This window comes from Aeromonas sp. SER, assembly GCF_038739615.1.
Taxonomy (GTDB): Bacteria; Pseudomonadota; Gammaproteobacteria; order Enterobacterales; family Aeromonadaceae; genus Aeromonas; species Aeromonas jandaei.
In genome coordinates, this window is record NZ_JBCGFC010000002.1 from 110,540 (window position 1) to 135,797 (window position 25,258).

21 protein-coding genes are annotated in these 25,258 nt (G+C 58.2%); 14 read left to right on the forward strand and 7 right to left on the reverse strand.

Annotation, left to right across the window (positions count from 1 at the left end; all coding sequences use genetic code 11):
* The first annotated feature begins 417 nt into the window (after positions 1-417).
* Positions 418-3,081 carry a bifunctional acetaldehyde-CoA/alcohol dehydrogenase gene (gene adhE, locus AAHA41_RS03370; protein WP_071911112.1) on the forward strand — a complete coding sequence of 888 codons (2,664 nt, stop codon included), beginning with the start codon at positions 418-420 and terminating at the stop codon, positions 3,079-3,081.
* 453 nt (positions 3,082-3,534) lie between these two features.
* Here adhE and AAHA41_RS03375 read toward each other — a convergent pair whose 3' ends face one another.
* The 3 genes from AAHA41_RS03375 to AAHA41_RS03385 form a co-directional block, all read right to left on the reverse strand.
* Positions 3,535-4,275: a YebC/PmpR family DNA-binding transcriptional regulator gene (locus AAHA41_RS03375; RefSeq protein WP_005337681.1), complete on the reverse strand. Its 741-nt coding sequence runs from the start codon at positions 4,273-4,275 to the stop codon at positions 3,535-3,537.
* A gap of 101 nt (positions 4,276-4,376) precedes the next feature.
* Complete coding sequence (gene aspS / locus AAHA41_RS03380) at positions 4,377-6,143, reverse strand: aspartate--tRNA ligase (RefSeq protein ID WP_005361614.1); 1,767 nt, start codon at positions 6,141-6,143, stop codon at positions 4,377-4,379.
* A gap of 32 nt (positions 6,144-6,175) precedes the next feature.
* Positions 6,176-6,427, reverse strand: a complete 252-nt coding sequence (locus AAHA41_RS03385) for a zinc ribbon domain-containing protein (RefSeq protein WP_005337686.1) — start codon at positions 6,425-6,427, stop codon at positions 6,176-6,178.
* A 162-nt stretch (positions 6,428-6,589) separates the two neighbouring features.
* Between AAHA41_RS03385 and AAHA41_RS03390 the strand changes: the two genes are divergently transcribed.
* The 6 genes from AAHA41_RS03390 (at position 6,590) to AAHA41_RS03415 (ending at position 12,855) form a co-directional block, all read left to right on the forward strand.
* Entirely contained in the window at positions 6,590-7,438 is an 849-nt protein-coding gene (locus AAHA41_RS03390; protein WP_323070900.1) for a DUF72 domain-containing protein, read from the forward strand.
* A 344-nt stretch (positions 7,439-7,782) separates the two neighbouring features.
* A complete protein-coding gene (gene cmoA, locus AAHA41_RS03395; protein WP_033114322.1) occupies positions 7,783-8,529 on the forward strand; it encodes a carboxy-S-adenosyl-L-methionine synthase CmoA in 747 nt (248 codons plus the stop codon).
* A complete protein-coding gene (cmoB, locus tag AAHA41_RS03400) occupies positions 8,526-9,503 on the forward strand; it encodes a tRNA 5-methoxyuridine(34)/uridine 5-oxyacetic acid(34) synthase CmoB (protein ID WP_323070901.1) in 978 nt (325 codons plus the stop codon). The genes cmoA and cmoB overlap by 4 nt, the downstream gene beginning before the upstream one ends.
* A gap of 52 nt (positions 9,504-9,555) precedes the next feature.
* A complete protein-coding gene (locus AAHA41_RS03405) occupies positions 9,556-10,344 on the forward strand; it encodes an ATP-dependent zinc protease (RefSeq protein WP_033114320.1) in 789 nt (262 codons plus the stop codon).
* A 3-nt stretch (positions 10,345-10,347) separates the two neighbouring features.
* The gene (locus AAHA41_RS03410) at positions 10,348-11,886 is read left to right on the forward strand and encodes an inactive transglutaminase family protein (protein WP_042031232.1); all 1,539 of its coding nucleotides are present in this window, start codon (positions 10,348-10,350) and stop codon (positions 11,884-11,886) included.
* A gap of 3 nt (positions 11,887-11,889) precedes the next feature.
* A complete protein-coding gene (locus AAHA41_RS03415; RefSeq protein WP_033114318.1) occupies positions 11,890-12,855 on the forward strand; it encodes an alpha-L-glutamate ligase-like protein in 966 nt (321 codons plus the stop codon).
* Positions 12,856-13,307: 452 nt separating this feature from the next.
* On the opposite strand, the gene AAHA41_RS03420 is transcribed toward AAHA41_RS03415, so the two are convergent.
* The gene (locus AAHA41_RS03420) at positions 13,308-13,910 is read right to left on the reverse strand and encodes a peroxiredoxin C (protein ID WP_033114317.1); all 603 of its coding nucleotides are present in this window, start codon (positions 13,908-13,910) and stop codon (positions 13,308-13,310) included.
* 145 nt (positions 13,911-14,055) lie between these two features.
* On the opposite strand from AAHA41_RS03420, the gene AAHA41_RS03425 reads away from it, so the two are divergent.
* From AAHA41_RS03425 to AAHA41_RS03435, 3 genes are all read left to right on the forward strand, one after another.
* The gene (locus AAHA41_RS03425) at positions 14,056-14,964 is read left to right on the forward strand and encodes a hydrogen peroxide-inducible genes activator (protein ID WP_042031235.1); all 909 of its coding nucleotides are present in this window, start codon (positions 14,056-14,058) and stop codon (positions 14,962-14,964) included.
* A 181-nt stretch (positions 14,965-15,145) separates the two neighbouring features.
* Positions 15,146-15,592, forward strand: coding sequence for an NlpC/P60 family protein (locus AAHA41_RS03430; protein ID WP_323070902.1), 447 nt, complete (start codon positions 15,146-15,148; stop codon positions 15,590-15,592).
* Between the two features lie 325 nt (positions 15,593-15,917).
* Positions 15,918-16,094 carry a hypothetical protein gene (locus AAHA41_RS03435; RefSeq protein WP_104014414.1) on the forward strand — a complete coding sequence of 59 codons (177 nt, stop codon included), beginning with the start codon at positions 15,918-15,920 and terminating at the stop codon, positions 16,092-16,094.
* A 96-nt stretch (positions 16,095-16,190) separates the two neighbouring features.
* On the opposite strand, the gene dsdC is transcribed toward AAHA41_RS03435, so the two are convergent.
* Positions 16,191-17,141, reverse strand: a complete 951-nt coding sequence (gene dsdC / locus AAHA41_RS03440; protein WP_323070903.1) for a DNA-binding transcriptional regulator DsdC — start codon at positions 17,139-17,141, stop codon at positions 16,191-16,193.
* 222 nt (positions 17,142-17,363) lie between these two features.
* On the opposite strand from dsdC, the gene dsdX reads away from it, so the two are divergent.
* Positions 17,364-18,701 (forward strand): D-serine transporter DsdX, encoded by a 1,338-nt coding sequence (dsdX, locus tag AAHA41_RS03445; RefSeq protein WP_323070904.1) that lies wholly within the window; start codon positions 17,364-17,366, stop codon positions 18,699-18,701.
* A gap of 16 nt (positions 18,702-18,717) precedes the next feature.
* Entirely contained in the window at positions 18,718-20,049 is a 1,332-nt protein-coding gene (locus AAHA41_RS03450; RefSeq protein WP_323070905.1) for a D-serine ammonia-lyase, read from the forward strand.
* A gap of 76 nt (positions 20,050-20,125) precedes the next feature.
* Here the strand turns inward: AAHA41_RS03450 and icd are convergent, their stop codons facing one another.
* Both icd and AAHA41_RS03460 read right to left on the reverse strand, forming a co-directional pair.
* Positions 20,126-21,379 (reverse strand): NADP-dependent isocitrate dehydrogenase, encoded by a 1,254-nt coding sequence (gene icd, locus AAHA41_RS03455; RefSeq protein ID WP_033114311.1) that lies wholly within the window; start codon positions 21,377-21,379, stop codon positions 20,126-20,128.
* A gap of 170 nt (positions 21,380-21,549) precedes the next feature.
* Complete coding sequence (locus AAHA41_RS03460) at positions 21,550-22,422, reverse strand: AraC family transcriptional regulator (RefSeq protein ID WP_323070906.1); 873 nt, start codon at positions 22,420-22,422, stop codon at positions 21,550-21,552.
* A gap of 129 nt (positions 22,423-22,551) precedes the next feature.
* Between AAHA41_RS03460 and manA the strand changes: the two genes are divergently transcribed.
* A complete protein-coding gene (gene manA / locus AAHA41_RS03465) occupies positions 22,552-23,751 on the forward strand; it encodes a mannose-6-phosphate isomerase, class I (RefSeq protein ID WP_323070907.1) in 1,200 nt (399 codons plus the stop codon).
* 226 nt (positions 23,752-23,977) lie between these two features.
* On the forward strand, positions 23,978-24,517 hold the full coding sequence (locus tag AAHA41_RS03470) for a hypothetical protein (RefSeq protein ID WP_323070908.1): 540 nt from the start codon (positions 23,978-23,980) through the stop codon (positions 24,515-24,517).
* The last annotated feature ends 741 nt before the right edge of the window (positions 24,518-25,258 follow it).

Sequence of the window (25,258 nt, forward strand, 5' to 3'; positions counted from 1 at the left end):
TTCGTAACAATTGGGGTTTCAGGAGAGGTTGGATGGTGACTTCGTAACCACAACGTTCATGTTTTATAACCTGAAGCGCCTCTTTCACCTCCTGCAAGCTGGCTAAACCTTATTTAACCATTTGATACAAAGCGATTATTACCGTCTATTTACAATCCTCTTTGCTTCCTTCAGGATGCACATTCCGATAACATCCATCAAACATGGATCATGAAATAAAATTTCTTTTGTTCTTTTGTTACACATGATCCAGATCAAGTTTTTCTGAGTCAGCCCCGCTCTATAATCGACTCAGAAAGCGATTTAGTAAGGCATGTGAAAAAGCTGTTGCAACGATACCGCCTTGACAGGGCGACTATAATTGCCGGGCATTGCCAACGTCTTACTAAACAGTTTTCAAATAATCAGGAGATAAACATGGCAGTAACCAATTTGGCTGAACTGGATGCACTGGTCGCCCGCGTTAAGGAAGCACAGCGTGAATTCGCCAGCTTCTCTCAAGAGCAGGTAGACAAGATCTTCCGTGCCGCCGCCCTGGCCGCCAACAACGCCCGTATCCCCCTGGCCCAGATGGCCGTGGAAGAATCCGGTATGGGTATCATCGAAGACAAGGTTATCAAGAACCACTTCGCCTCCGAATACATCTACAACAAGTACAAAGAAGAGAAGACCTGCGGCATTCTGAGCGAAGACACTCAGATGGGCACCATCACCATCGCCGAGCCGGTAGGTATCATCTGTGGTATCGTTCCGACCACCAACCCGACTTCCACTGCGATCTTCAAATCCATGATCGCGCTCAAGACCCGCAACGCCATCATCTTCTCCCCGCACCCCCGTGCCAAGAACTCCACCAATACCGCAGCCAAGCTGGTACTGGATGCAGCTGTTGCCGCCGGTGCACCGAAAGACATCATCGGCTGGATCGACCAACCGTCCGTTGAGCTCTCCAACGCCCTGATGAAACACGACGACATCAACCTGATCCTGGCCACCGGTGGCCCGGGCATGGTGAAAGCAGCCTACTCTTCCGGTAAGCCTGCTATCGGTGTAGGTGCCGGTAACGTGCCTATCGTTATCGACGAAACCGCCGACGTGAAGCGTGCCGTTGCCTCCATCCTGATGTCCAAGACTTTCGATAACGGCGTGGTCTGTGCTTCCGAGCAGGCGGTCATCGTTGTTGATGCCATCTACGACCAGGTTAAAGAGCGCTTTGCATCCCACAAGGGCCACGTGCTCTCCAAAGAAGATGCTGACAAGGTACGTAAAGTCATCCTGATCAACGGTGCCCTGAACGCCAACATCGTTGGCCAACCGGCCACCAAGATTGCCGAGATGGCAGGTGTGACTGTGCCGGCTGATACCAAGATCCTGATCGGTGAAGGCGTCAAGCTGTGTGCAGAAGACGAGTTTGCTCACGAGAAATTGTCCCCGCTGCTCGGTATGTTCCGTGCAAGCAGCTTCGAAAACGCCGTTGATATGGCCTGTGACATGGTCAACATCGGTGGTATCGGCCACACCTCAGGTCTGTACACCGACCAGGACCGCAACGCTGACCGAATCAAGTACTTCGGCGACAAGATGAAGACCGCGCGTATCCTGATCAACACTCCGTCTACTCAAGGCGGTATCGGTGACCTGTACAACTTCGCAATGGCACCGTCCCTGACCCTGGGTTGCGGCTCCTGGAGTGGTAACTCCATCTCCGAAAACGTGGGTCCGAAGCACCTGATCAACAAGAAGACAGTCGCAAAACGGGCAGAAAACATGCTGTGGCACAAACTTCCGAAATCCATCTACTTCCGTCGTGGTTCCCTGCCGATCGCTCTGAGCGACCTGGAAGGTAAAAAGCGTGCCATGGTCGTGACCGACCGCTTCCTGTTCAACAACGGCTACGCCGATGAGCTGGTCAGCCTGCTGAAAGCACAGAATATGGAAGTGGAAGTGTTCTACGAAGTAGAAGCTGACCCGACCCTGGCTGTGGTTCGCAAGGGTGCCGAGATGGCCAACTCCTTCAAACCGGACGTAATCCTGGCGCTGGGCGGTGGTTCACCGATGGATGCTGCCAAGATCATGTGGGTGATGTACGAGCACCCGAACACTGCGTTCGAAGATCTGGCCATGCGCTTCATGGACATCCGCAAGCGTATCTACAAGTTCCCGAAAATGGGCGTGAAGGCCGAACTGGTCTGTATCACCACCACTTCCGGTACCGGCTCTGAAGTCACTCCGTTTGCAGTAGTAACCGATGAAGTCTCTGGTCAGAAGTATCCGCTGGCTGACTACGAGCTGACCCCGAACATGGCCATCGTTGATGCCAACCTGGTCATGGGTATGCCGAAGTCCCTGTGTGCCTTCGGTGGTATCGATGCAGTGACTCACGCCATGGAAGCCTATGTTTCCGTACTGGCCAACGAGTACTCCGACGGTCAGGCGCTGCAAGCCCTGAAAATGCTGAAAGAGTACCTGCCGTCCAGCTACCTGAACGGTGCCAACGACCCGATCGCTCGTGAGAAGGTGCACAATGCTGCCACCATCGCCGGTATCGCGTTCGCCAACGCCTTCCTGGGTGTGTGCCACTCCATGGCTCACAAACTGGGTGCCGAGTTCCACATTCCGCACGGTCTGGCCAACGCCCTGCTGATCAGCAACGTCATCCGCTACAACGCGAACGACAACCCGACCAAGCAGACTGCGTTCTCCCAGTACGACCGTCCGCAGGCTCGTCGTCGTTACGCCGAAGTCGCTGACCACCTGGGTCTGACTGCTGCCGGCGACCGCACCGCTGCCAAGATCGAGAAGCTGCTGACCTGGCTGGACGAGCTGAAGGCTACCCTGGGTATCCCGGCCTCCATCCGCGAAGCTGGCGTTGCCGAGGCTGACTTCCTGGCCAAGGTTGACCAGCTGTCCATCGAAGCCTTCGATGACCAGTGCACCGGCGCCAACCCGCGCTACCCGCTGATCAGCGAGCTGAAGCAGGTTCTGCTGGACTCCTACTACGGCCGTCCCTTCACCGAAGCCGCTCCGGTAGCTGCTGCACCGGTTGAAGCCAAAGCCGAAGGCAAGAAGAAGTCCAAGTAATCTCGCCTGAGTAGAAATAGAAAGCCCGCGCACTGCGCGGGCTTTTTTTTATATGTGCTGTCCCCCTGCACTCCCCCACTCTCCTCCCCGACCTGACAACCCGTTCCCACTCTCATCCATCAGGTAATCCATACCACAGCCCCCCCTGGTTCTGGATTGGGCTGCCGGTACAAAATGTGCGAACAATCCCTGCTGTTCTTCTCCATCAGACAAACAACACTGGCCCTGTCGAGGGTATCCGCAAGCCACTGATACAAGAGCTGAATAGAAATAGGAAGAGACAAGAGGGGAAATTCGGAGAACCTGCCGGAGTGTGATAGCCGGGCGTGAAGATGAATGCTGGCCACTAGCTGTTTCACTGATGAAACAAACAAGGCAATGTCTGTTTCACCTTTGCGACAATAAAAAAATGGCAGCCATCTGGCTGCCATTTTCAAGAAGTGCGGGGAGCGATTACAGGGTCGCTGCCACTTCGTCGGAGATGGAACCGTTGTGGTAAACCTCCTGCACGTCGTCCAGATCTTCCAGCATGTCGATGAGGCGCATCAGCTTGGGCGCAGTCTCGGCATCCAGCTCCGCTTCGGTGGAGGGGATCATGGTCACTTCGGCGCTCTGGGCCTTGAAGCCGGCAGCTTCCAGACCGTCCAGCACAGTACCGAAGTCGTTCGGGGTGGTGTACACCTCGATGGTGCCATCCTCTTCGGTCACCACGTCATCGGCCCCCGCTTCCAGCGCGGCGTCCATCAGGGCATCTTCGTCCACGCCCACGAAAGTCAGCAGACCTTTCTTGCTGAACAGATAGGCGACGGAGCCGTCGGTACCCAGGTTGCCACCGCACTTGCTGAAGGCGTGACGCACTTCGGCTACGGTACGGTTGCGGTTGTCAGTCAGACACTCAACCATGACGGCAGAGCCAGCCGGGCCGTAACCTTCGTATACGATGGTCTCGAGCTGCTCGCCATCGCCACCACCGGCGCCACGCTGAATGGCACGGTTGATGGTGTCGCGGGTCATGTTGTTGGTCAGGGCGGCAGTCACCGCAGCACGCAGACGCGGGTTGTTGGCCGGATCGGCATCACCCAGACGCGCGGAGGTAGTGATTTCGCGGATCAGCTTGGTGAAGATCTTGCCACGCTTGGCATCCTGAGCGGCCTTGCGGTGTTTGATGTTGGCCCATTTACTGTGACCTGCCATAGAGACTCTCCGTTATATTTTTGAAATTTCAGTAACACACGTCATTGCTAACGCAAGGGGAACAGGGAGGCCGCTACGCGACCTCCGGTGCCCGGAAGGGCTTACTCATCACCCTTGACGGTGGTTGCAATCGCCAGCTCGCCCAGTTGGGCGGCGTTGGCAAGGCTGGGGGCGTCGGTCATCAGACAGGCGGCCGCAGTGGTTTTCGGGAAGGCAATGACGTCCCGAATGTTTTCAGTGCCGGTCAGCAGCATGCTGAGACGGTCCAGACCGAAGGCCAGACCGGCGTGCGGCGGGGTACCGTACTTCAGAGCATCCAGCAGGAAGCCGAACTTCAAGCGCTGCTCGGCCGGGGTGATCCCCAGGATGTCGAATACGGTGGACTGCATCTCGCTGTTGTGGATACGGACAGAGCCGCCACCCACTTCGTAGCCGTTGATCACCATGTCGTAGGCGTTGGCGTAAGCACCCACCGGATTGGCTTTCAGCTCGGCCGGGCTCATGTTGCTCGGCGCGGTGAACGGGTGGTGCATGGCAGCCAGACCGCCTTCGCCATCTTCCTCGAACATCGGGAAGTCGATAACCCACAGCGGCTTCCAGCTGTTCTCCAGCAGACCCAGATCACGGCCCACTTTCAGACGCAGGGCGCCCATGGCATCGCAAACCACTTTCTTGGAGTCGGCACCGAAGAAGATGATGTCGCCGTCGGCCGCACCGGTACGAGCCAGGATCTCGCGCACGATGGCGTCAGAGAGGAACTTGGCAACCGGAGACTGCACGCCTTCGATACCGTTGGCCGCTTCGTTGACCTTCATCCAGGCCAGGCCCTTGGCACCGTAGATGCCGACAAACTTGGTGTACTCGTCGATCTGCTTGCGAGAGAGCTCGGCGCCGCCCGGCACTTTCAGGGCAGCCACACGGCCTTTCGGATCGTTGGCGGGGCCGGCGAACACGGCGAACTCGACAGCGGTCAGCAGATCGGCCACATCGACCAGCTCCATCGGCAGACGCAGGTCCGGCTTGTCGGAGCCGTAGCGACGCATGGCTTCGTCGAAGGTCATGATCGGGAAGTCGCCCAGATCCACGTTCAGGATGTGCAGCCACAGTTTGCGGATCATCTCTTCCATCACTTCACGCACCTGCGGTGCGGTCATGAAGGAGGTCTCCACGTCGATCTGGGTGAATTCCGGCTGGCGGTCGGCACGCAGGTCTTCGTCACGGAAGCACTTGACGATCTGATAGTAGCGATCGAAGCCGGACATCATCAGCAGCTGCTTGAACAGCTGGGGAGATTGCGGCAGAGCGTAGAACTTGCCCTTGTGCACGCGGCTCGGCACCAGATAGTCACGGGCACCTTCCGGGGTGGCCTTGGTCAGCATCGGGGTCTCGATATCGAGGAAGCCGTGCTCGTCCATGAAGCGGCGCACGAAGGCACTGGCCTTGGCGCGGGTCTTCAGGTACTTGGCCATCTCGGGACGACGCAGATCCAGGTAGCGATACTTGAGGCTGATCTCTTCGCTGTTGACCTGGTTGAAGTCCAGCGGCAGCGGCTCGGCACGGTTGATGATATTGAGCTCGTGAGCGAACACTTCGATGGCACCGGTGGCCATGTCGCTGTTGCGCTGGGACTCGGGACGGGTGCGCACTACACCTGTCACCTGGATGCAGAACTCGCCGCGCAGCTCGGAGGCCAGGGCGAACGCTTCCGGTTTGTCCGGATCGAAGAACACCTGCACGATCCCTTCGCGATCGCGCATGTCGATAAAGATCAGACCGCCGAGATCACGACGACGATGGACCCAACCGCACAATGTAATGGTCTGCCCGGCATGGGCCTCATTGACCTGTCCGCAATAGATAGAGCGCATGGACTTCTTCCTTCGAAATTGTAGAGAGACGGTTAACCTTGGGCCGCCGGGCACGACTGGCAAGCACCGTCTGTCTCACAGCTGGCCAGATTCTTTTTCTTACCCGGTTTGAAATCAGTCTCGTACCATCCGGTTCCCTTGAGCCGGAAGCCTGCCGCCGATATCAGCTTGACCAGATTCGGCTTGCTACAGGCCGGACAGTCGGTCAGGGGGGCATCGGAAAGCTTTTGCAGTTTTGCCAATTCATGGCCACAGACGTCGCAACGATATTCGTAGATAGGCATGGGTCACAAGAAATTGAAAAACAAAAGGGCTGGCATTATAGAGGAAAACCCCCTTTTGGGTAAAATGGCCAGCAGCCTCCTTTCACCAGTTTTTTGCTCTGGATGGCAAAAAGTGGCAAAAAAAGGGGCCCGAATTCACCAAGATCAGAGAGAGACGTCGCCATGAGCCTCTATTTGGGCCTGCCGCAGTGGTCCCACCCCGCCTGGCCCGGCCAGCTGCTGGGTCTGGGCGCCAAGCCCGCCGAGCACCTCGCCCACTACGCGACCGTCTTCAACTCGGTGGAGGGCAATACCACTTTCTACGCCCTGCCGACCCCCGATACGGTGCAGCGCTGGGCTGATGCGGTGCCTGACCACTTTCGCTTCAACTTCAAGTTTCCACAAACCATCAGCCACCAGAGCGATCTGGTGAGCGCAGACAAACAGGTTGCCGACTTTATCCACCTGCTTGCGCCGCTGAACGACAAGCTGGGACTGCTCACCCTGCAACTGCCTGCCCGCTTCGGCCCGGAAGGGCTGCCCCGGCTTGCGGCCTTTATCGAACGGCTGCCGCGGACGTTTCGCTACGCCCTCGAGGTGCGCCATCCCGACTTCTTCGCCAAGGGGGAGGCCGAACGGGCATTGAACCGGCTGCTGATGGAACAAGGGGTCAACCGGGTGATGCTCGACAGTCGCCCGCTCTTCTCGGTACCCGCCACGACAGCGGCCCTGATTGATGCCCAGGGCAAAAAGCCGCGCCTGCCGGTGCATCTGCTGGCCACTGCCAACGCCCCCATGGTGCGCCTGATTGGCCTGCCGGATCCGGCGGCCAACCACCCCTTCCTGCCCAGCTGGATACCCCATTGGCGCCAATGGCTGGCCGAGGGGAAGGATCTTTACCTCTACATCCACACCGCCGACAACGCCCAAGCCCCCGAACTGGCCCGTCAGGTAAGCCGTCTGCTGGGGCAAGAGATGACCCCCTGGCCGGGGGAAAACGATCGCGCGCGGCAGGGAGTGCTGCCCTTTTAACCAGTGGCACAAGCAACCCTCGCAGAGCCCCGAAAACGCAGTAAAAAAAGGGCGATTTTTGTGGTTTGGCGGGGCCCGGCGTCAAGACAAATGGCCGTCAATCCTCTACACTAGCGCCCCATGCAAGGAGCCCTGTCACCGTTACTGTTAATCAGTGGTAACAAATGACTCGGCTCTGGATAAGGGTCCGGAGATGACCCCTACGAACAGGACCGGTCACCAGGAGCTCATGACCGGCCACCCCGTTCGTAAACAGGTGATGAGCCACCCCCAGACGGGTGCCACCCAACGATTCAATTGAACAAAGCAGTCGGCCGATATGCCGGCTGTCAGGTTGCGCCAGCATGCATACCAAAGATCAAATATTTGCCGCCCCCATCGCCCGTTTGGGTGATTTCTGCTTTGACGAACAGGTCGTCGATGTCTTTCCCGACATGATCCAGCGCTCGGTGCCGGGTTACAGCAACATCATCTCCGCCATCGGCATGATGGCCGCCCGCTACGCCCAACCCGAGAGTCGGCTCTATGACCTCGGCTGTTCGCTGGGCGCCGCCACTCAGGCGATGCGCCGCCATATCAGCCAGCCCGGTTGCCGCATCACGGCGGTGGATCTCTCCCACCCCATGATCGAGCGCGCCCGTGCCCACCTCTCCGGTTTCAAATCCGAAGTGCCGGTGGAGCTGGTGGAGGCGGATATCTGCGACATCGAGATCGAGAACGCTTCCGTGGTGGTGCTCAACTTCACCCTGCAGTTTGTCGAGCCCGAGAAGCGGGCTGCCCTGATCCAGCGCATTCACGACGGTCTGCGCCCGGGCGGGATCCTGATCCTGAGCGAGAAGTTCCGCTTCGAAGACGAGCCGGTCAACGAGCTGCTCATCGACCTGCACCTCGACTTCAAGCGCGCCAACGGTTATAGCGAGCTGGAGATCAGCCAGAAGCGCACCGCCCTCGAGAACGTGATGCGCACCGACAGCTTGCCGGTGCATCAGGCCCGCCTGCGCGACGCCGGTTTCGTCCATCAGGATCTCTGGTTCCAGTGTTTCAACTTCGGCTCCATGATTGCCATCAAATCCAGCGACGCCCAGCCATGATCGACTTTGCCAACTTCTATCAACTGATCGCCAAGAACCGGCTGAGCCACTGGCTGCATACCCTGCCCGCCCAGCTGCACGCCTGGCAACACGATAACCAGCACGGCGATCTGCCGCGCTGGAACCGCGCCCTCAACAAGCTGCCGGCAGTCGCCCCCGACCACGTCGAGCTGAAAAGCCGGGTCGAAATCGGCTCGGCCGAGAGCCTGGGTGAAGGGGAGCGCAAGAAGGTCGAGAGCCTGCTGCGCCACTTCATGCCCTGGCGCAAGGGGCCGTTCACCGTGCACGGCATCCATATCGACACCGAGTGGCGCTCCGACTGGAAGTGGGATCGGGTCTTGCCCCATATCAGCCCGCTTGAAGGCCGCTACGTGCTGGATGTGGGCTGCGGCAGCGGATATCACCTCTGGCGCATGGTGGGTGAAGGGGCCAGGCTCGCGGTCGGCATCGATCCGAGCCCGCTGTTCCTCTGCCAGTTCGAGGCGATTCGCCACTTCGCCGGCAACGACCAGCGTGCCCACCTGCTGCCGCTCGGGATTCAGGAGCTGCCGGAGCTGCGGGCGTTTGACACCGTCTTCTCCATGGGGGTGCTCTATCACCGCAAATCCCCCATCGAGCACATCGAGCAGCTGCGCAACCAGCTCAAGGATGATGGCGAGCTGGTGCTGGAGACGCTGGTGATTGACGGCGGTGTCAATGATGTGCTGATGCCCACCGACCGCTACGGCAAGATGCGCAACGTCTGGTTTATTCCATCCAGCGCCGCCCTCAAGCTGTGGGTCGAGCGCTGTGGCTTCACCGACGTGCGGATTGTCGATGAAAATATGACCAGCACGGACGAACAGCGTCGTACCGACTGGATGATTAATGAATCCCTGAGTGATTATCTGGACCCAGACAATCCGGCACTCACGGTAGAAGGACATCCGGCACCGAAACGTGCCGTACTGATTGCCAAAAAGGCCAAAGACTAGCCGATGGCGGCTGTGGAAGTTACACTGACCCAATTCCAGGAAGCACAGTTAAATGAATGACATGAAAAGCAAATTAAAAGGAATGACCCTGCTCTCCCTGCTCAGTCTCGGCGGGTGTGTCAATATGGAAAAAGCGCCCCAGGTTCCTGCACTGACACTGGCCGAGTTGCGTAGCGAGCTGAGCCAGAGCGAGCAGCGCCTGCAAACATCCATGGAGCAGCAACAGAAGCAGTATGTGCAGCAACAGCACCTGCTGGTTCAGCTCAATACAGATGTCACCAATATGAAAGAGTCCGTCAAACAAGTAGATCACAAGATCGCCGCCCTCCCCTCCGAGCCGCCCAAGCCGATGGCGGTACCAGCCGAGAAGTGTCCGGTGCCCAATCAGGGTCACACCATCGATGGCAAGCTGATGGTGGGTGAAGCGGAGTGGATCTGGGTGGATGCCGCCAATGACGCCTTCCAGGCCCGGGTCGATACCGGTGCGACCACCTCCTCCATCAGCGCTCAGGAGATCACCATTTTCGAGCGCAACGGCAAAAACTGGGTTCGCTTCCTGCTGAGCCATCAGGACGCCGACGACAAGATCCAGATCGAAGCGCCGCTGGTACGCCACGTGCGGGTACGTCAGGCCTCTGCCGACGATCTCGACCGCCGTCCCGTGGTCCGTCTGACCGTGCGCATCGGCGACATGACCGAGAAGGCCGAATTTACCCTGAAAGATCGTAGCGACATGGCCTTCCCCGTGCTGCTGGGTCGTGAATTCCTGAAAGATATCGCTGTGGTCGATGTGGCCCGCGAATATATCCAACCCAAACCCAAGCTCAAGGATGTGAAATAATCCATGGTTTCCCGTAAGCCGTTCTATTTGCTGGTAGCCCTGCTGTACATTGTCGGCCTGGGGATGACGATCTATCACCACATCGCGTTGGACGTTCCGCTCACGCCCGGTGAAAAGCGCCAGATCTGGTCTATCGAAGCCAAGCTGGAATTTGAAGCCACCGGTGAGCCGGTGATCGCCTCCCTGGCCATTCCGGGTACCCAGCCCGGCTTTACCCTGATGAACGAAAACGCCGCCAGCCCCGGCTACGGCCTCTCCTTCGTCGAGAAGGATGGCGATGCGCGCGCCGAGTGGTCGATCCGCACCGCCTCCGGCCGTCAGGAGCTCTACTACCGCGTCGACATGATGGCGGATGCCCACGCCAAACCGGCTGCCAACCCGCAGCCGCCCGCCATCGAGAAGCAGATCGAGAGCGAGCCCTACGCCACCGCCATGAAGCAGATCCTGGAACGTGCCCAGGAGCGCTCTGCCGACGGCTACACCCTGACTCGCGAGATCATCAAGGAGATCGAGAAGCAGGAGCAGAACGCCGAGCTGCTGAAAAAGCACAAGAGCCGCGCCAACCTGATCGCCGAGCTGCTCAACAATGCTGACGTACCGGCCCGCGTCGTCCACGCCCTGAGCCTGGAAGATGGTCGCCGTCGTCAGGAGCTGGTCGATTACCTGCAGGTGTTCAACAGCCCGACCGACTACAAGCTGTTCAACCCGCAGACCGGCGAACAGGGCCGTCCTGGCAACCTGCTGCTGTGGGAATACAACTCCGGCTCACTGCTGGATGTGACTGGCGGCCACAACTCCAAGGTAAGCTTCTCGATGATCGAGCAGGAGCAACCGGTGAGCGTGGCGCTGGCCCAGAAGTTTGAAAAGTCAGAGATGATGAACTTCTCCATCCACAGCCTGCCGCTGGAAGAGCAGACCCTGTTCAAGGGCTTGCTGCTGATCCCCATCGGCGTACTGATGGTGGTGTTCCTGCGGGTCATCGTCGGGATCAAGACCTCAGGTACCTTTATGCCGGTGCTGATCGCGGTCGCATTTATCCAGACCCAGCTGATCACCGGTCTGGTGGGCTTCCTGCTTATCGTCGGTACCGGTCTGGTGATCCGCTCCTATCTATCGCGGCTCAACCTGCTGCTGGTCGCACGGATATCGGCCATCATCATCATGGTTATCTCGTTGATCGGGGTCTTCTCGGCGTTCGCCTTCAAGCTGGGGCTGACCGACGGCATGAAGATCACCTTCTTCCCGATGATCATCCTCTCCTGGACTATCGAACGGATGTCCATCCTGTGGGAAGAAGAGGGTCCGAAAGAGGTATTCCGCCAGGGTGGCGGCTCCCTGCTGGTGGCAGTCATCGCCTATCTGGCCATGGATAACGAGCTCATTCGTCACCTCACCTTCAACTTCCTCGGCCTGCAGCTGGTACTGATGGCGACCGTGTTGTTGATGGGTAACTACACCGGCTACAAGCTGAGCGAGCTCAAGCGCTTCAAGCCGCTGGTGGACGAGATGCGTTCCGGTGCCACCCCGGGTAAGGACAAGTAACAGATGTGGTTCTGGGAAAAGTACACCACCCCGTGGAGCCTGTCGCAGGCAGGCATCCTCGGCATGAACAAGCGCAACCACTCCTACATCAGCCGCTACAATCCGCGCAGCCTCTATCCGCTGGTGGATGACAAGCTGCAGACCAAGCGTATCGCGCTGGATGCGGGCGTCACGGTGCCGGAACTGATCGGCACCATCCGCGCCCAGCACGATGTGGGTCGCATCACCGAGCTGGTCAAGGATTGGCCGGGCTTCTGCATCAAGCCGGCGCGCGGCTCCGGCGGCAAGGGGATCCTGGTGATCCTGCGTCAGGAAGATGGCCTCTTCTACAAGCCCAACGGCAGTGCCAGCAACGGTCAGGATCTGGAGCGCCATGTCTCCAACATTCTGGCGGGGCTCTATTCGCTCGGCGGCAAGCCCGACGTGGCGCTGGTCGAAGGCCTCATCAACTTCGATGACGTGTTCGACGGCTACTCGTTTGAAGGGGTGCCCGATGCCCGGGTGATCATCTTCAAGGGCTTCCCGGTGATGGCGATGATGCGCCTCTCCACCTCGGCTTCCGATGGCAAGGCAAACCTGCACCAGGGTGCTGTGGGCGTGGGTCTCTGCCTGCGTACCGGCCGCGCCCTGCGGGCGGTGCAGTTTGGCAATCCGCTGCGCCACCATCCGGATACCGGCCTCGACCTTTATGAGCTCAAGGTGCCCCATTGGGATACCCTGCTGACGCTGGCCGCCTCCTGCTACGAGATGTCGGGTCTGGGCTATATCGGTACCGACATGGTACTCGACAAGTTCCGCGGCCCCATGCTGCTGGAGCTCAACGCCCGCCCGGGTCTGGCCATTCAAATCGCCAACGGCCGTGGTCTGGTGCCCAACCTCAAGACCATCGAGAAGCTGGGTCAGGTGAAGATGAACGTGGAGCAGCGGGTCAACTTCGCCAAGGAGCACTTCGGCGTCTTTGACGAATAGCCGCTGATGCCCGCAAACAAGCGCGCCCATGGCGCGCTTTTTTTATCCTTTGCATTTCTCTGCGGGCAAGCCACTGCGCACCGCCCAACTCTCGCAGCCATGCCGCTTGCCCACGATCCTCTTGCTGATAAGGGCCAACACGGCGCTTCACTATCGCCTATTCCGGCGACGCTTCTGCCCCCTCCCGGACTCATATTGTTGCAAATTAAGATGAGAAATCTTTATATCCGTTGCGTAGGTGAAACAATTTCAGCGCCAGATAGCGGCCCGACGCGCCATGGCCTGCTGGGAACTGCGCCCGATCTCTTGCCCGACACAGTCATTCCGGGCTCCTGCCATGGGCAATGAGCAAGACCCGCATGACCTTGCGCTATGAACATCGGAGCAATGAATTGCAGATATAAAAAAACCGGTGCCTTGGCACCGGTTTTTCAAGCAGAGAGCTAACTCTATTACAGGGAGTCAGCGTTCTCGGACAGGTACTTGGCAACGCCGTCCGGAGAGGCTTGCATACCTTTTTTGCCTTTTTCCCACTGAGCTGGGCACACTTCACCGTGCTCTTCGTGGAATTGCAGGGCGTCGACCATGCGCAGCATTTCGTCGATGTTGCGGCCCAGCGGCAGATCGTTGACAACCTGGTGACGCACAACACCGTTCTTGTCGATCAGGAAGGAGCCACGGAAAGCAACACCGGCTTCCGGATGCTCAACGTCGTAGGCTTTGCAGATTTCGTGCTTGACGTCGGCGATCAGCGGGTACTTGACCTGACCGATACCACCATCTTCCACCTTGGTGTTGCGCCATGCGTTATGGGAGAACTGGGAATCGATGGAAACACCGATCACTTCCACGCCACGCTTCTGGAACTCTTCATAGCGGTGGTCGAAGGCAATCAGCTCGGACGGGCAAACGAAGGTGAAATCGAGCGGATAGAAGAAGACAACGGCAGCTTTGCCTTTGATGTGGGATGACAGGGTGAAAGTGTCAACAATCTCACCATTACCCAAAACAGCTGCAGCGGTAAAATCGGGTGCGGGACGGCCTACCAATACCATATTCAATTCCTCTTTATGTGAAGTGAACAATCCAGTCAGGATTGGGCTACCTAGAGCCAAGTCCGTCTAATTCAAGCGACAAACTATATACCCGGTGGTAGATTAGTAAATCAAATTAAATAGATAGCATTAATCGGGTTTTTCTATGCAACGTTGGCCCAGCCTCAAACAGCTGCAATATCTGGTTGCTCTCGACGAGCACAAAAACTTCAATCGCGCCGCCAAGGCCTGTCATGTCAGTCAATCGACCCTGAGTACCGGGATCCAGACGCTGGAGGACATGATGAACCTGCAACTGGTGGAGCGTGACCACAAGAGCTTCATTATGACCCCGGTCGGCATGGAAATCGTCGAGCGAGCTCGCAATTTGCTCTCCGATGCGCGGGATCTGATGGAACTTGGCCTCAATCAGGGTGGGGTGATGCAGGGCACAGTGCGCCTCGGCTGCATCCCCACCATTGCCCCCTTCCTCCTGAGCAAGCTGCTCAAAGAGTGCAGCAAGGCCTATCCTGATCTCGAATTGTTGCTGCGGGAAGATACCACCAGCAATCTGCTCAAACAGCTTGAGCAGGGTCAGCTCGACCTGCTGATCCTCGCACTGCCCATCGAGATTGGCGGCTTTCACTGCAAGACGGTCGGTCAGGATCCCTTCCACATGGTGATGCCCGCCAGCATGGCGGCCGGTCTGCACACCCCGTTCGACTACAAGGAGCTGCCCAACCAGAGCATCTTCCTGCTGGAGCGGGAGCACTGTCTCACCGAGCATGCGGTGAGCGCCTGCCGGCTGCGGGACAAGAGCAAGATCAACCCGTTCGCCGCCACCAGCCTGCACACTCTGGTGCAGATGGTGGAGGCGGGTCTTGGCACCACCTTCCTACCCCAGATGGCCATCGATGCCGGTATTCTCGACAACTCCGATCTGGTGGCCATTCCGCTACCGGGGGAGCACCCCTACCGCGAGATCGGGCTGGTGTGGCGCCCCAGCACCACCCGGGTGCAGACCTTCTACAAGCTGGCCGAGCTGCTCAAGCCGCTGATCAGCCCCGCCTCCTGACCTGTGACGCCAGACCCCAAACGCCAGCCACCGTGCTGGCGTTTTTTTGCAACAAAACGACCATTTTTGTCACATGTAGCTAGGTATCTGACCAATACCTTGTTTATGATGGAAAAGTTGTCGTGCCGAACGTGTCCTGTCGCACCTGTTTTGCCACGTTTGTTCTGGAGAATGTGCCCCGATGTACCGTCCGTTGCTGCTGATCCTGCTGACCCTGCTGCTGGCCGCCTGTTCCAGTACGCCTGAGCCGCCGCCTCCGCGCCAGAGCAGCGCCTTCGACGGCTTCTATCAGCAGTGGCGCGGTGTCCCTTACCGGATGGGCGGCACCAGCCGCGCCGGGCTCGACTGCTCTGCCTTCACCCAGCTCGCCTACAACCAGGTGCTGGGGGTCAACCTGCCAAGAACCACCGAATCCCAGGCCAATATCGGCCAACACGTCGATCGCTACCGGCTGCAGCACGGCGATCTGGTCTTCTTCAAGACCGGCTGGCAGCAGTATCACGTGGGTGTCTACACCGGTGCCGGGGAGTTTATCCACGCCTCCACCAGCAAGGGGGTGATCCGCTCGCGGCTCGACAATGTCTACTGGAACAGCCGCTACTGGCAGGCACGCCGCCTCACTCAGTAATTTTCCAACCATACAGCCCGCAACAGACAAGAGAGGGGCGCAAGCTTTCTGGCCCCTTCTGTCGCTATCCGGCTCAATTCTCGCCCGTTTTATAACCCAATTGACCCCAAAACCTGATCTTCACATCTTTTTGTGATAAGGTGGTGGCCAATTTTTGACACCTTCGCTCCTTTCTCGACCGCTATCTGTCTGAATTGACACTTATAACGGCGAAAAACAGGGAGATCCGCAGACAAGGCGCAAGGTGCCTGCGACCGGGCCCGTTCAGGGTGTGGAGCCATCGCAGCCGCAGTATCAATCGTCAAATTGATAAGGAGATCGTGCAATGAAACAGTACCAAAGCTGGCTTGGACAATATCTGATGAGCCGCCGCGACGGTGACCACGCCATGGCATCCGAGCTTGCCAGCTCCATCTGCGAGTTCTGGCAGCAGCAAGGGGATGAGACCGAGCTGGACAAGTGGCAGCAGATTTACCAGCACCATCTGGAAAGAACCACCTGATCCTTCGACTATTCGCCTTGCAGCACCGCGCTGCAAGGCGCTTGTTTATCCCCTCCCCCAATAACCCCTGTTTTGTGTTTCCAGCAACCGGCCTCATCAGGCCGATGCGGTCTCTTGCGCCGTTTGCTGCGCCCACTCGATAAACGCCTGGATCTTGGGACACTGGCGATTGGGCAGGGTCGCAATGTAGTAACGCTGCTCGCACTTCACCTCACGACCCGAAAACGGGGTCACCAGTTCGTTGCGCGCCAACCGCTTGCTCACCAGATTCTTACGTCCCATGGCAATGCCCCCGTGGTTCATGGCGGCGATGATGGCGAGATCGGAGCGATCAAAGCCCATATTTAGCCGGCATTCTGCGAGGCTCACTCCGTGGTGGCGTGCCCAGCTCTCCCACTCATCGCCATCGGAGTCATACCCCCAGGCCTGCCGATCGTGCAGCAGCCGACAGTGCTGCAAGTTGCCGGGATTCTCCAGCAAGTTGTGTTGCATGGCATATTCGGGGCTGCAAACCGGCACTATGTACTCATCCATCAGATGGTGGATGGCGAGCCGCTCCGGTACCTTCTCATCGAAGTAGAGGGTCAGATCAATGCCATAACCGTGCAGATTGATGTTCTCGTTGCCGGTCACAATGTTCAACTCGATCTGGGGATGCAGTCTTGAGAAGTCGGCCAGCCTTGGCACCAGCCAGCACTGGGCGATGGAGGGCCGTGAATAGACGGTCAGAGTGCCCGAAAGCTCCTGATTTCTGATCTCCAGGATCTCCTGATTGATGAACTCCAGCGATGACTTGAGCGCCCAGAACACCCGCTGCCCTTCCGCCGTCAACACCACCTTGCGATGGAAACGCTCAAAGAGCTGAAAGCCCAGCTCCTCCTCCAGCGCGCTGATCCGGTGGCTAACGGCGCTGGGACTGAGGGATAGCTCGTCAGCCGCCATGGCAAAAGAGCCGTGGCGCGCTGCCGCCTCGAAGGTGTGCAGCTTGGCCAGCTGGTAGCCATTCAGCAGCTTGTTGCGCGATATGTAGTGATCCGCGATATACATTCAAACTCCTCTCACCGGTTCACGTACATCATACCGCGCAGCCCCCCTTTCCAGATGCAATGAAAAGACCCAATAAACACCATTTACAGAAAATGTGACCAATAAGGCTATTTTGCATCACCTCAGCTCACCCAAGTGGTCGATTTCATCATTTGTCAGCCCCGCCTCATTTTCATTCAATAGCGCATAAACAATCACACACAACAGATGTCGAGGCGCAGTATGAGTTCAGAGGTATGGGTCATCGCTACCTTGCTAAGTAGCATCGTTCTTATCGTGATCACCATAGTGAAGGGCAAGATCCACCCCTTTCTTGCCCTGCTGCTGGCCAGCTTCTATGTGGGCACCCTGATGGGAATGGAGCCCCTCAAGATGGTCAGCGCCATGGAAGAGGGGATTGGCGGCACGCTCGGCTTTCTCGCCGCCGTCATTGGCCTTGGCACCATACTCGGCAAGATGATGGAGGTGTCGGGCGCGGCGGAGCGCATCGGCCTCGCCCTGCAGAGATGCCGATGGCTTTCGCCGGATGTCATCATGGTGCTGGTTGGTCTGGTATGTGGCATCACCCTGTTCGTCGAAGTTGGCGTGGTGCTACTGATCCCGCTGGCCTTCTCCATCGCCCGCAAGACCAACACCTCGCTGCTCAAGCTGGCCATTCCGCTCTGCACCGCCCTGATGGCCGTGCACTGCATCGTACCGCCGCACCCTGCTGCCCTCTATGTCACCAATCAGCTGGGCGCCGATGTGGGATCCGTCATCGTCTATGGTCTGGCAGTCGGCCTCTTTGCCTCCCTTATCGGCGGCCCCCTGTTCCTCAAACTGCTGGGCAACCGGCTCCCGTTCAAGGGGGTACCCGATGCCTTTGCAGACATCAAGGCCCGCGATGAAGCAACTCTCCCGACCTTGAGCGCCTCACTCTTTACCGTGCTGCTGCCCATCCTGCTGATGCTGGCCAAGACAGTGGCCGAGCTCAACATGGATCACGCCAGCCACCTCTACACCGTGCTGGAGTTTATCGGCAACCCCATCACCGCCATGTTTATCGCAGCCTTCACCGCCTACTACGTGCTGGGGATCCGCCAGCAAATGAAGATGGAGGGACTGCTTAACAAGACCGAGGAGTGCTTCTCCTCCATCGCCAACATTCTGCTCATCATCGGTGCGGGTGGCGCCTTCAACGGGGTGCTCAAGGCAAGTGGCCTGGGCGATAGCCTGGCCACCATCCTCTCCCAGCTGGATATGCACCCCATTCTGCTGGCCTGGCTGGTTGCCATCGTGCTGCACGCCGCCGTGGGCTCCGCCACCGTCGCCAGGATGGGGGCCACCGCCATCGTCTCCCCCATCATGGTGCACTACCCGAACATCAGCCCGGAGATCATGACCCTGGCCATCGGCTCCGGTGCCATTGGCTGCACCATGGTGACTGACTCTCTGTTCTGGCTGGTCAAGCAGTATTGCGGCGCAACCCTGAACGAAACGCTCAAGTACTACACCACCGCCACCTTTGTCGCCTCCCTGATGGCGCTGGCCGGTACCTTCCTGCTCTCCTTTATCGTGTAACAAGACCGAGAACACTATGAAAAACATCGACGTACAAAAGCTCACAGCGCAATTTCCACTGGTGCAATCCCTGATCGCGCTTGAGCCAGTCACCTGGTTCAACCCCAACGCCACCACTCTGGCTGCCGGTCTGCCCTATGTGGGGCTCGATAACAACAATGTGGCGGACGCTTCCGCTCGGCTGGCCCGCTTCGCCCCCTACATGTGCGAAGCCTTCCCCGAGACCCGCGCCAGCAATGGTATTCTGGAGTCCGACATCGCCGCTATTCCGGCGATGCAGGCCACGCTCAACCAGCGTTACGGTGTTGAAGTCACCGGCAGGTTGCTGCTGAAAAAAGACAGCCACCTGCCCATCTCCGGCTCCATCAAGGCGCGCGGCGGCATCTACGAGGTGCTGGCCCATGCCGAGCAGCTGGCCATCAAAGCCGGTCTGCTGCGAGAAGAGGATGACTACCGCAAGCTCTTTAGCGACGAGTTCCGCCAGTTCTTCAGCCAGTACAGCATCGCGGTAGGCTCCACCGGCAACCTTGGCATGTCCATCGGCATCATGAGCGCCAAGCTGGGCTTTACCGTCACCGTCCACATGTCTGCCGACGCGCGGGAGTGGAAAAAACGCAAACTGCGTGAACATGGCGCCATTGTGGTCGAATATGCCGAAGATTACGGGGTTGCGGTAGAACAGGGGCGCAAAGAGGCCGAGCGCGATCCCAACTGCTTCTTTATCGATGACGAGAACTCCCGCACCCTGTTCCTCGGCTACTCGGTGGCGGGCGAGCGGGTGAAAAAGCAGTTCGACCAAATGGGCATCAAGGTGGATGCCGACCACCCGCTGTTCGTCTACCTGCCCTGCGGCGTAGGCGGCGGCCCGGGCGGGGTGGCCTTTGGTCTCAAGCTCGCGTTCGGTGATCATGTCCACTGTCTGTTTGCCGAGCCGACCCACTCCCCCTGCATGCTGCTGGGGGTTCACACCGGGCTGCACGATGCCATTGCGGTGCAGGATCTGGGCATCGACAACCTTACCGCAGCCGATGGCCTCGCGGTGGGGCGCGCCTCAGGTTTCGTCGGCCGCGCCATGGAGCGGCTGCTGGCGGGCTTCTACACCCTGAGCGATCAGGAGATGTATGACCTGCTGGGACTGCTGGCGCGCGATGAGCGGATCAAGCTGGAACCCTCTGCGCTGGCCGGCATGGCTGGCCCGTGGCGAGTAGCGGCCGATCCGGCATGGCAAACTGCGCAGGGACTGGACGCGGCAACCATGGCCCGCGCCACCCATCTGGTGTGGGCCACCGGCGGCGGCATGGTCCCGGCCGAGGAGATGGCCAAGTATCTGGCTGCGGCCAACATCTGATCCTCTTCACTCATTCGAGATAAGAAAAACCGGCGCTTCTGGCGCCGGTTTTGTCTTTTCTGGCAAGCAGAAGACATTACATCTGGTCGATCATGTCCTGAGCAAACTGGGAGCAGGAGCGCAGGGTGGCACCTTCCATCAGACGCTCGAAGTCATAGGTGACGGTCTTGTTGCGGATCGCCGCTTCCATCCCCTTGATGATAAGATCGGCCGCTTCGACCCAACCCATGTGGCGCAGCATCATCTCGGCGGAGAGGATCAGCGAGCCCGGGTTAACCTTGTCCTGACCGGCATATTTCGGTGCAGTACCGTGAGTTGCCTCGAACAGAGCCACGCCGTCACCAATGTTGGCACCCGGTGCGATACCGATACCGCCAACCTGAGCAGCCAGCGCATCGGAGATGTAATCACCGTTGAGGTTCATACAGGCGATAACGTCGTACTCGGCCGGACGCAGCAGGATCTGCTGCAGGAAGGCGTCGGCGATGACATCCTTGATGACGATGGTCTTGCCGGTTTTCGGGTTCTTGAAGGAGCACCAGGGGCCGCCGTCGATCAGCTGGGCACCGTACTCGTTCTGGGCCAGAGCATAACCCCAATCCTTGAACGCACCTTCGGTGAACTTCATGATGTTGCCCTTGTGCACCAGAGTCACGGAGTCGCGATCGTTGTCGATGGCATACTCGATGGCGGCACGCACCAGACGCTCGGTACCGGCCTTGGACATCGGCTTGATGCCGATCCCGCAGGACTCGGGGAAGCGAATTTTCTTCACGCCCATCTCGTTTTGCAGGAAGGCGATCACCTTGTTCGCTTCGGCGCTGTCGGCCTTCCATTCGATGCCGGCGTAGATGTCTTCGGCGTTTTCGCGGAAAATCACCATGTCGGTCAGATCAGGACGCTTCACCGGGCTCGGGGTGCCGTCGTAGTAACGCACCGGGCGCAGGCAGATGTAGAGATCCAGCTCCTGACGCAGAGCCACGTTGAGAGAGCGGATACCGCCACCGACCGGCGTGGTCAGCGGGCCCTTGATGGCCACGCAGTATTCGCGAATGAAATCGAGGGTTTCAGCCGGCAGCCAGGCACCTTCGCCATAGACATGAGTCGACTTCTCGCCGGTGTAGATCTCCATCCAGGCGATCTTGCGCTCGCCCTTGTAGGCTTTCTCGACCGCAGCATTCACCACATTCAACATGGCCGGGGTTACGTCAACACCGATGCCATCCCCTTCGATAAACGGAATGATCGGATGGTTGGGAACCTGCAGCTTGCCGCTGGCGTCGACTGTGATTTTCTGGCCCTGGGTCGGGATAACTACTTTGCTTTCCATCGGCATCTCCTAACTTCCGTTTGTTATCAACTTGTTTGTTGCGCGCGGCCATCTTAGCCCATTCATTTTCATAATAAAATGGCGAGCTCGCATGTCAGACCAAAGAGGTAGCCCCTCTTTGACAGTGGCGATTGCATCCCGGCCGCGCCCTGTTTCGGCCCCCGTTTTTATCACGCCAGCTCATGACTCTGGTTCTGGGGCTGGCTCAGGGAACGATACTGGGTTGGGGTCAATCCCGTCTTCTGTTTGAACACCCGGCAAAAGTAATTCACGTCGCTGTAACCGCAACGGCTCGCCACCTCTTCAAGGCGAAAACGGTACTTTTTCAGCATGAATTTGGCCCGATCGATCCGTACCCAGCTGATGTAATCGGCCAGGCGCATATGGCCCTGCTCGCGAAACAGGTGCGAGAGGTGGCTGGCCGAGACGTTGAAGCGGTGGGCGATGGAGTCGCGAGTGATGGGGCGGTGAAAATTTTCCTGGATATAGATGCAGATCCCGTGGAAGAGATCTGCCCCCCGCGGTCGATCTGTGGCAGAGGCGATCAGCAGTTGCCGAGCACTCGACAACAACGCCTGCAGCAGATGGTCGTCGGTGGGGGAGCGACCGGGATCCTCGGCCAGCACGTTGAGCGCAGCCAGTATGTGTTCGATGACGTGGCCGGCCCGGGCCATGATGCTGTGCTTTTGCACATCGAAAAAATCGGGGTCTTCCCGTCGCTTGCTCACCAGACTGAAGCCGAGCTGGCGCTTGCCAAAGAGCAGGCTCAACACCGAGCAGTCGGTGGTCCAGAGCGGCTTGTTCCAGCCGTTGGGGGGAATATAGAGCGCCTGTCCCGGCAATACGCTGATCTCCCTGACCCCCTCCTCCATGTCCCAGATCTGGTTGAGATACTCGCCGCTGAACACCAGTTCGAGGCGGGGAAAATTGACCTGATAGCTGAAACCGGGGGGCACCCCCTGTTCACTGGCGAACCAGATTTGGTCAAATGGAACCTGTTCGCTCAGGGCTCCGTCGAGCAGTTGGTTGAAGATGAGAGACATGGTGATCCTGATCAAGAGAGAGGCAAGCGGTTGCGGCGCGCACGACCGCCCATGTTATAGTCCGGTCCACAGCAGCAATGCCACCCTTTTCTGCACCCGATTTTCTTCAAACTAGACGAGGCGTCCCTTATGAGCAGTAGCGATCTGCCCTCCTTTCTGTTGATGCAAAACCCGATTCAAGGCTATGACTGGGGCAGTCATGACTCCCTCACCACCCTGTTTGGCATTGCCAATCCCGAGGGCAAACCCCAGGCCGAGCTCTGGATGGGCGCCCACCCCAACGGCTGCTCCGACGTAGTCGTGGCGGGCCAGACCCAGAAGCTCTCGACCCTGATCGAGCGCGCCCCCGCCGCCGTGCTGGGTGAGGCTACCCTCGCCCGTTTTGGCAGCCTGCCATTCCTGTTCAAGGTGCTGTGCGCCGAGAAGGCCCTCTCCATTCAGGTGCACCCGAGCAAGGCTCAGGCCGAAGCGGGCTTTGCCAAAGAGGAGGCCGCCGGCATCGATATCAAGGCGAGCAATCGCAACTACAAGGACCCGAACCACAAACCCGAGCTGGTGTTTGCCCTCACCCCCTATCAGGCAATGAACGGCTTTCGCGCCATCCCGGCCATTCTGGCGCTGTTCGAGCGGGTCAATCTGCCGGTCATCGCCGAGCTGACCGCAGCCCTTGCCGCCAGCCAGAATGGAGCGGGCCTGCAGCACTTCTTCCACCAGCTGCTGGTACTGGAAGGGGCGCGCAAGGAGGAGGCGCTGGCGGGACTGCTGGCCTTTGCCAGCGAGCATCAGGATGAGGAGACCTTTGCCCTCATAACCAGTCTGGCGGCCCAGTATCCGGGCGACGTCGGCCTCTTCTCGCCGCTGCTGCTGAACGTGGTGACCCTCAAGCCCGGGCAGGCGATGTTCCTCGATGCCTGCACCCCGCACGCCTATGTACGCGGCACCGGCCTCGAGATCATGGCCAACTCGGACAACGTGCTGCGTGCCGGCCTCACCCCCAAATACATCGATGTGGCAGAACTGCTGGACTGTACCCGCTGCCTGGCCAAACCGGACGACCAGATCCTGCTTGCTCCCCATGTTGAAGGATCGGTGCAGCACTTCGAGGTACCGGTACCTGACTTCACCTTCAGCGTCTATCCGGCTGGCGAGCACCAGCTCACTACCGCCAGCGCCGAGATCCTGTTTGCCATCGATGCCACCGTGATCCTCAAGCGCGGTGATGAGACGCTGCGTCTCGAGAAGGGCCAGTCTGCCTTTATCCCGGCCGCCACCGGCAGCTACCAGCTGCTGGCCGAAGGGCGGGTCGCTCGCGCCGGCAACCGCAGCTAAGGCGCAAACGCCATTACCGAATAAACGAAGGGGCCATCATCGATGGCCCTTTTTCTTGCGAATCAGTTCATTGCGCAGTTTTCCGCAGAAAAGCAGACTCCATTCGGATACGACTTTTACTGCCAAAATTCTTGATGTGCAGCATAAATTCACCACATTCCTCTTTCGCTGCGCCCAGCGTTGACTATGATGCCCGTTTAACCACCCCCTTTTTCCGGAGACCGCCATGACCCTTCCTCGTCAACCGGCACAGGTCAGGAGCCACACCATGAAATCCGGCACTGCACTGCTGCTGGCACTGCTGGGCAACCCGGTTTATGCCGCTTGCGATGACGGCGTTGCCATCAAGCATGCCAAGGCGTTCTGGGAGCATCACCGGAACTTCTATTACACCGATCCAGCCAGGATCAAAGAGTTGCTGACCCCGGACTTTTTCAGCGTGCTGAGCCGCGAGGCCGAGTGCAATGCCGACGGGGAGGTGTGCGCCATTGATGCCGATCCCTGGACCAACGCGCAGGATGGTGATGTGGTTGAGCCCATCACCTTCAGTGCAACCAGCAGCAGCGACAGCACGGTGGCCGTGACCATGCAATATCATCTGGCGATGACAGATACCCGGCAGGAGCCGCAGGAGGTCACCCTCCAGCTGCAAAAATCGGGCGATCAACGCTGCTTTTTGCTCGACGACTTTATCCCCCCGGGCGAAGGCTCTCTTAAAAAGCAGCTGCAGCAGTGGCAGTTGCAAAATGATGGCGGGCAACAATAAATAGCCACGGAAGGGCTGTGGGGTAAGGCCAGCGCTCCCGGCGCTCAATGAAAAGGGGCTGATATTCCCTATCCCTCACACAACATATATGAACTATTTGGCAAGCCGCTCAGTTTTTCGGTATGCCTCTCCTCTGCTTACTCTCTTTTGGCGGCTCGGCTCCGCCATCGCTCCTTGAACCTCACACTAAACTCAACCCTGCTGCGCTTCCCACTGGCCGTCAGTGCTTGATTAACTCCTGATTCAGAAAGCTCACTCTGCTGGAGGAAAATATTGGGCGTCCGCTCAAACAGGAATGATATCCGGATCATCTGGATAATATGAGGAGAGAAAAATAATAGTGCACTCCTTATCTCTTTTATTTATCGGTTCCAATAAGAACCAAAATCACCATGGAGATAGCTCGCCGATGCATTTTTTCATGCCATTTAATAGATGTCGTCATATGTCATGACGGTACAACCACGAAGCAAGCCTCAGTGAAATGAAAGAGTTCTCTTTTGATTTACCAAAACCTGCTCGCCGTCATTTCACTTAGCAGATAAATAGTGTCAAACGGACATGACCAGCCAATGCCCATCAGCAATCCAAAAACACAAAGCCATTGAATTAAAAAGAAAAACCACAACAAAACTTGATAGCCATGACCACGCTGGATTTAAAAATACAAAGTGATTCGACAAAAATAACTAGATAGTTCTATCAAGAATAAAAATGACTACTGATGGATCTGATATTTAT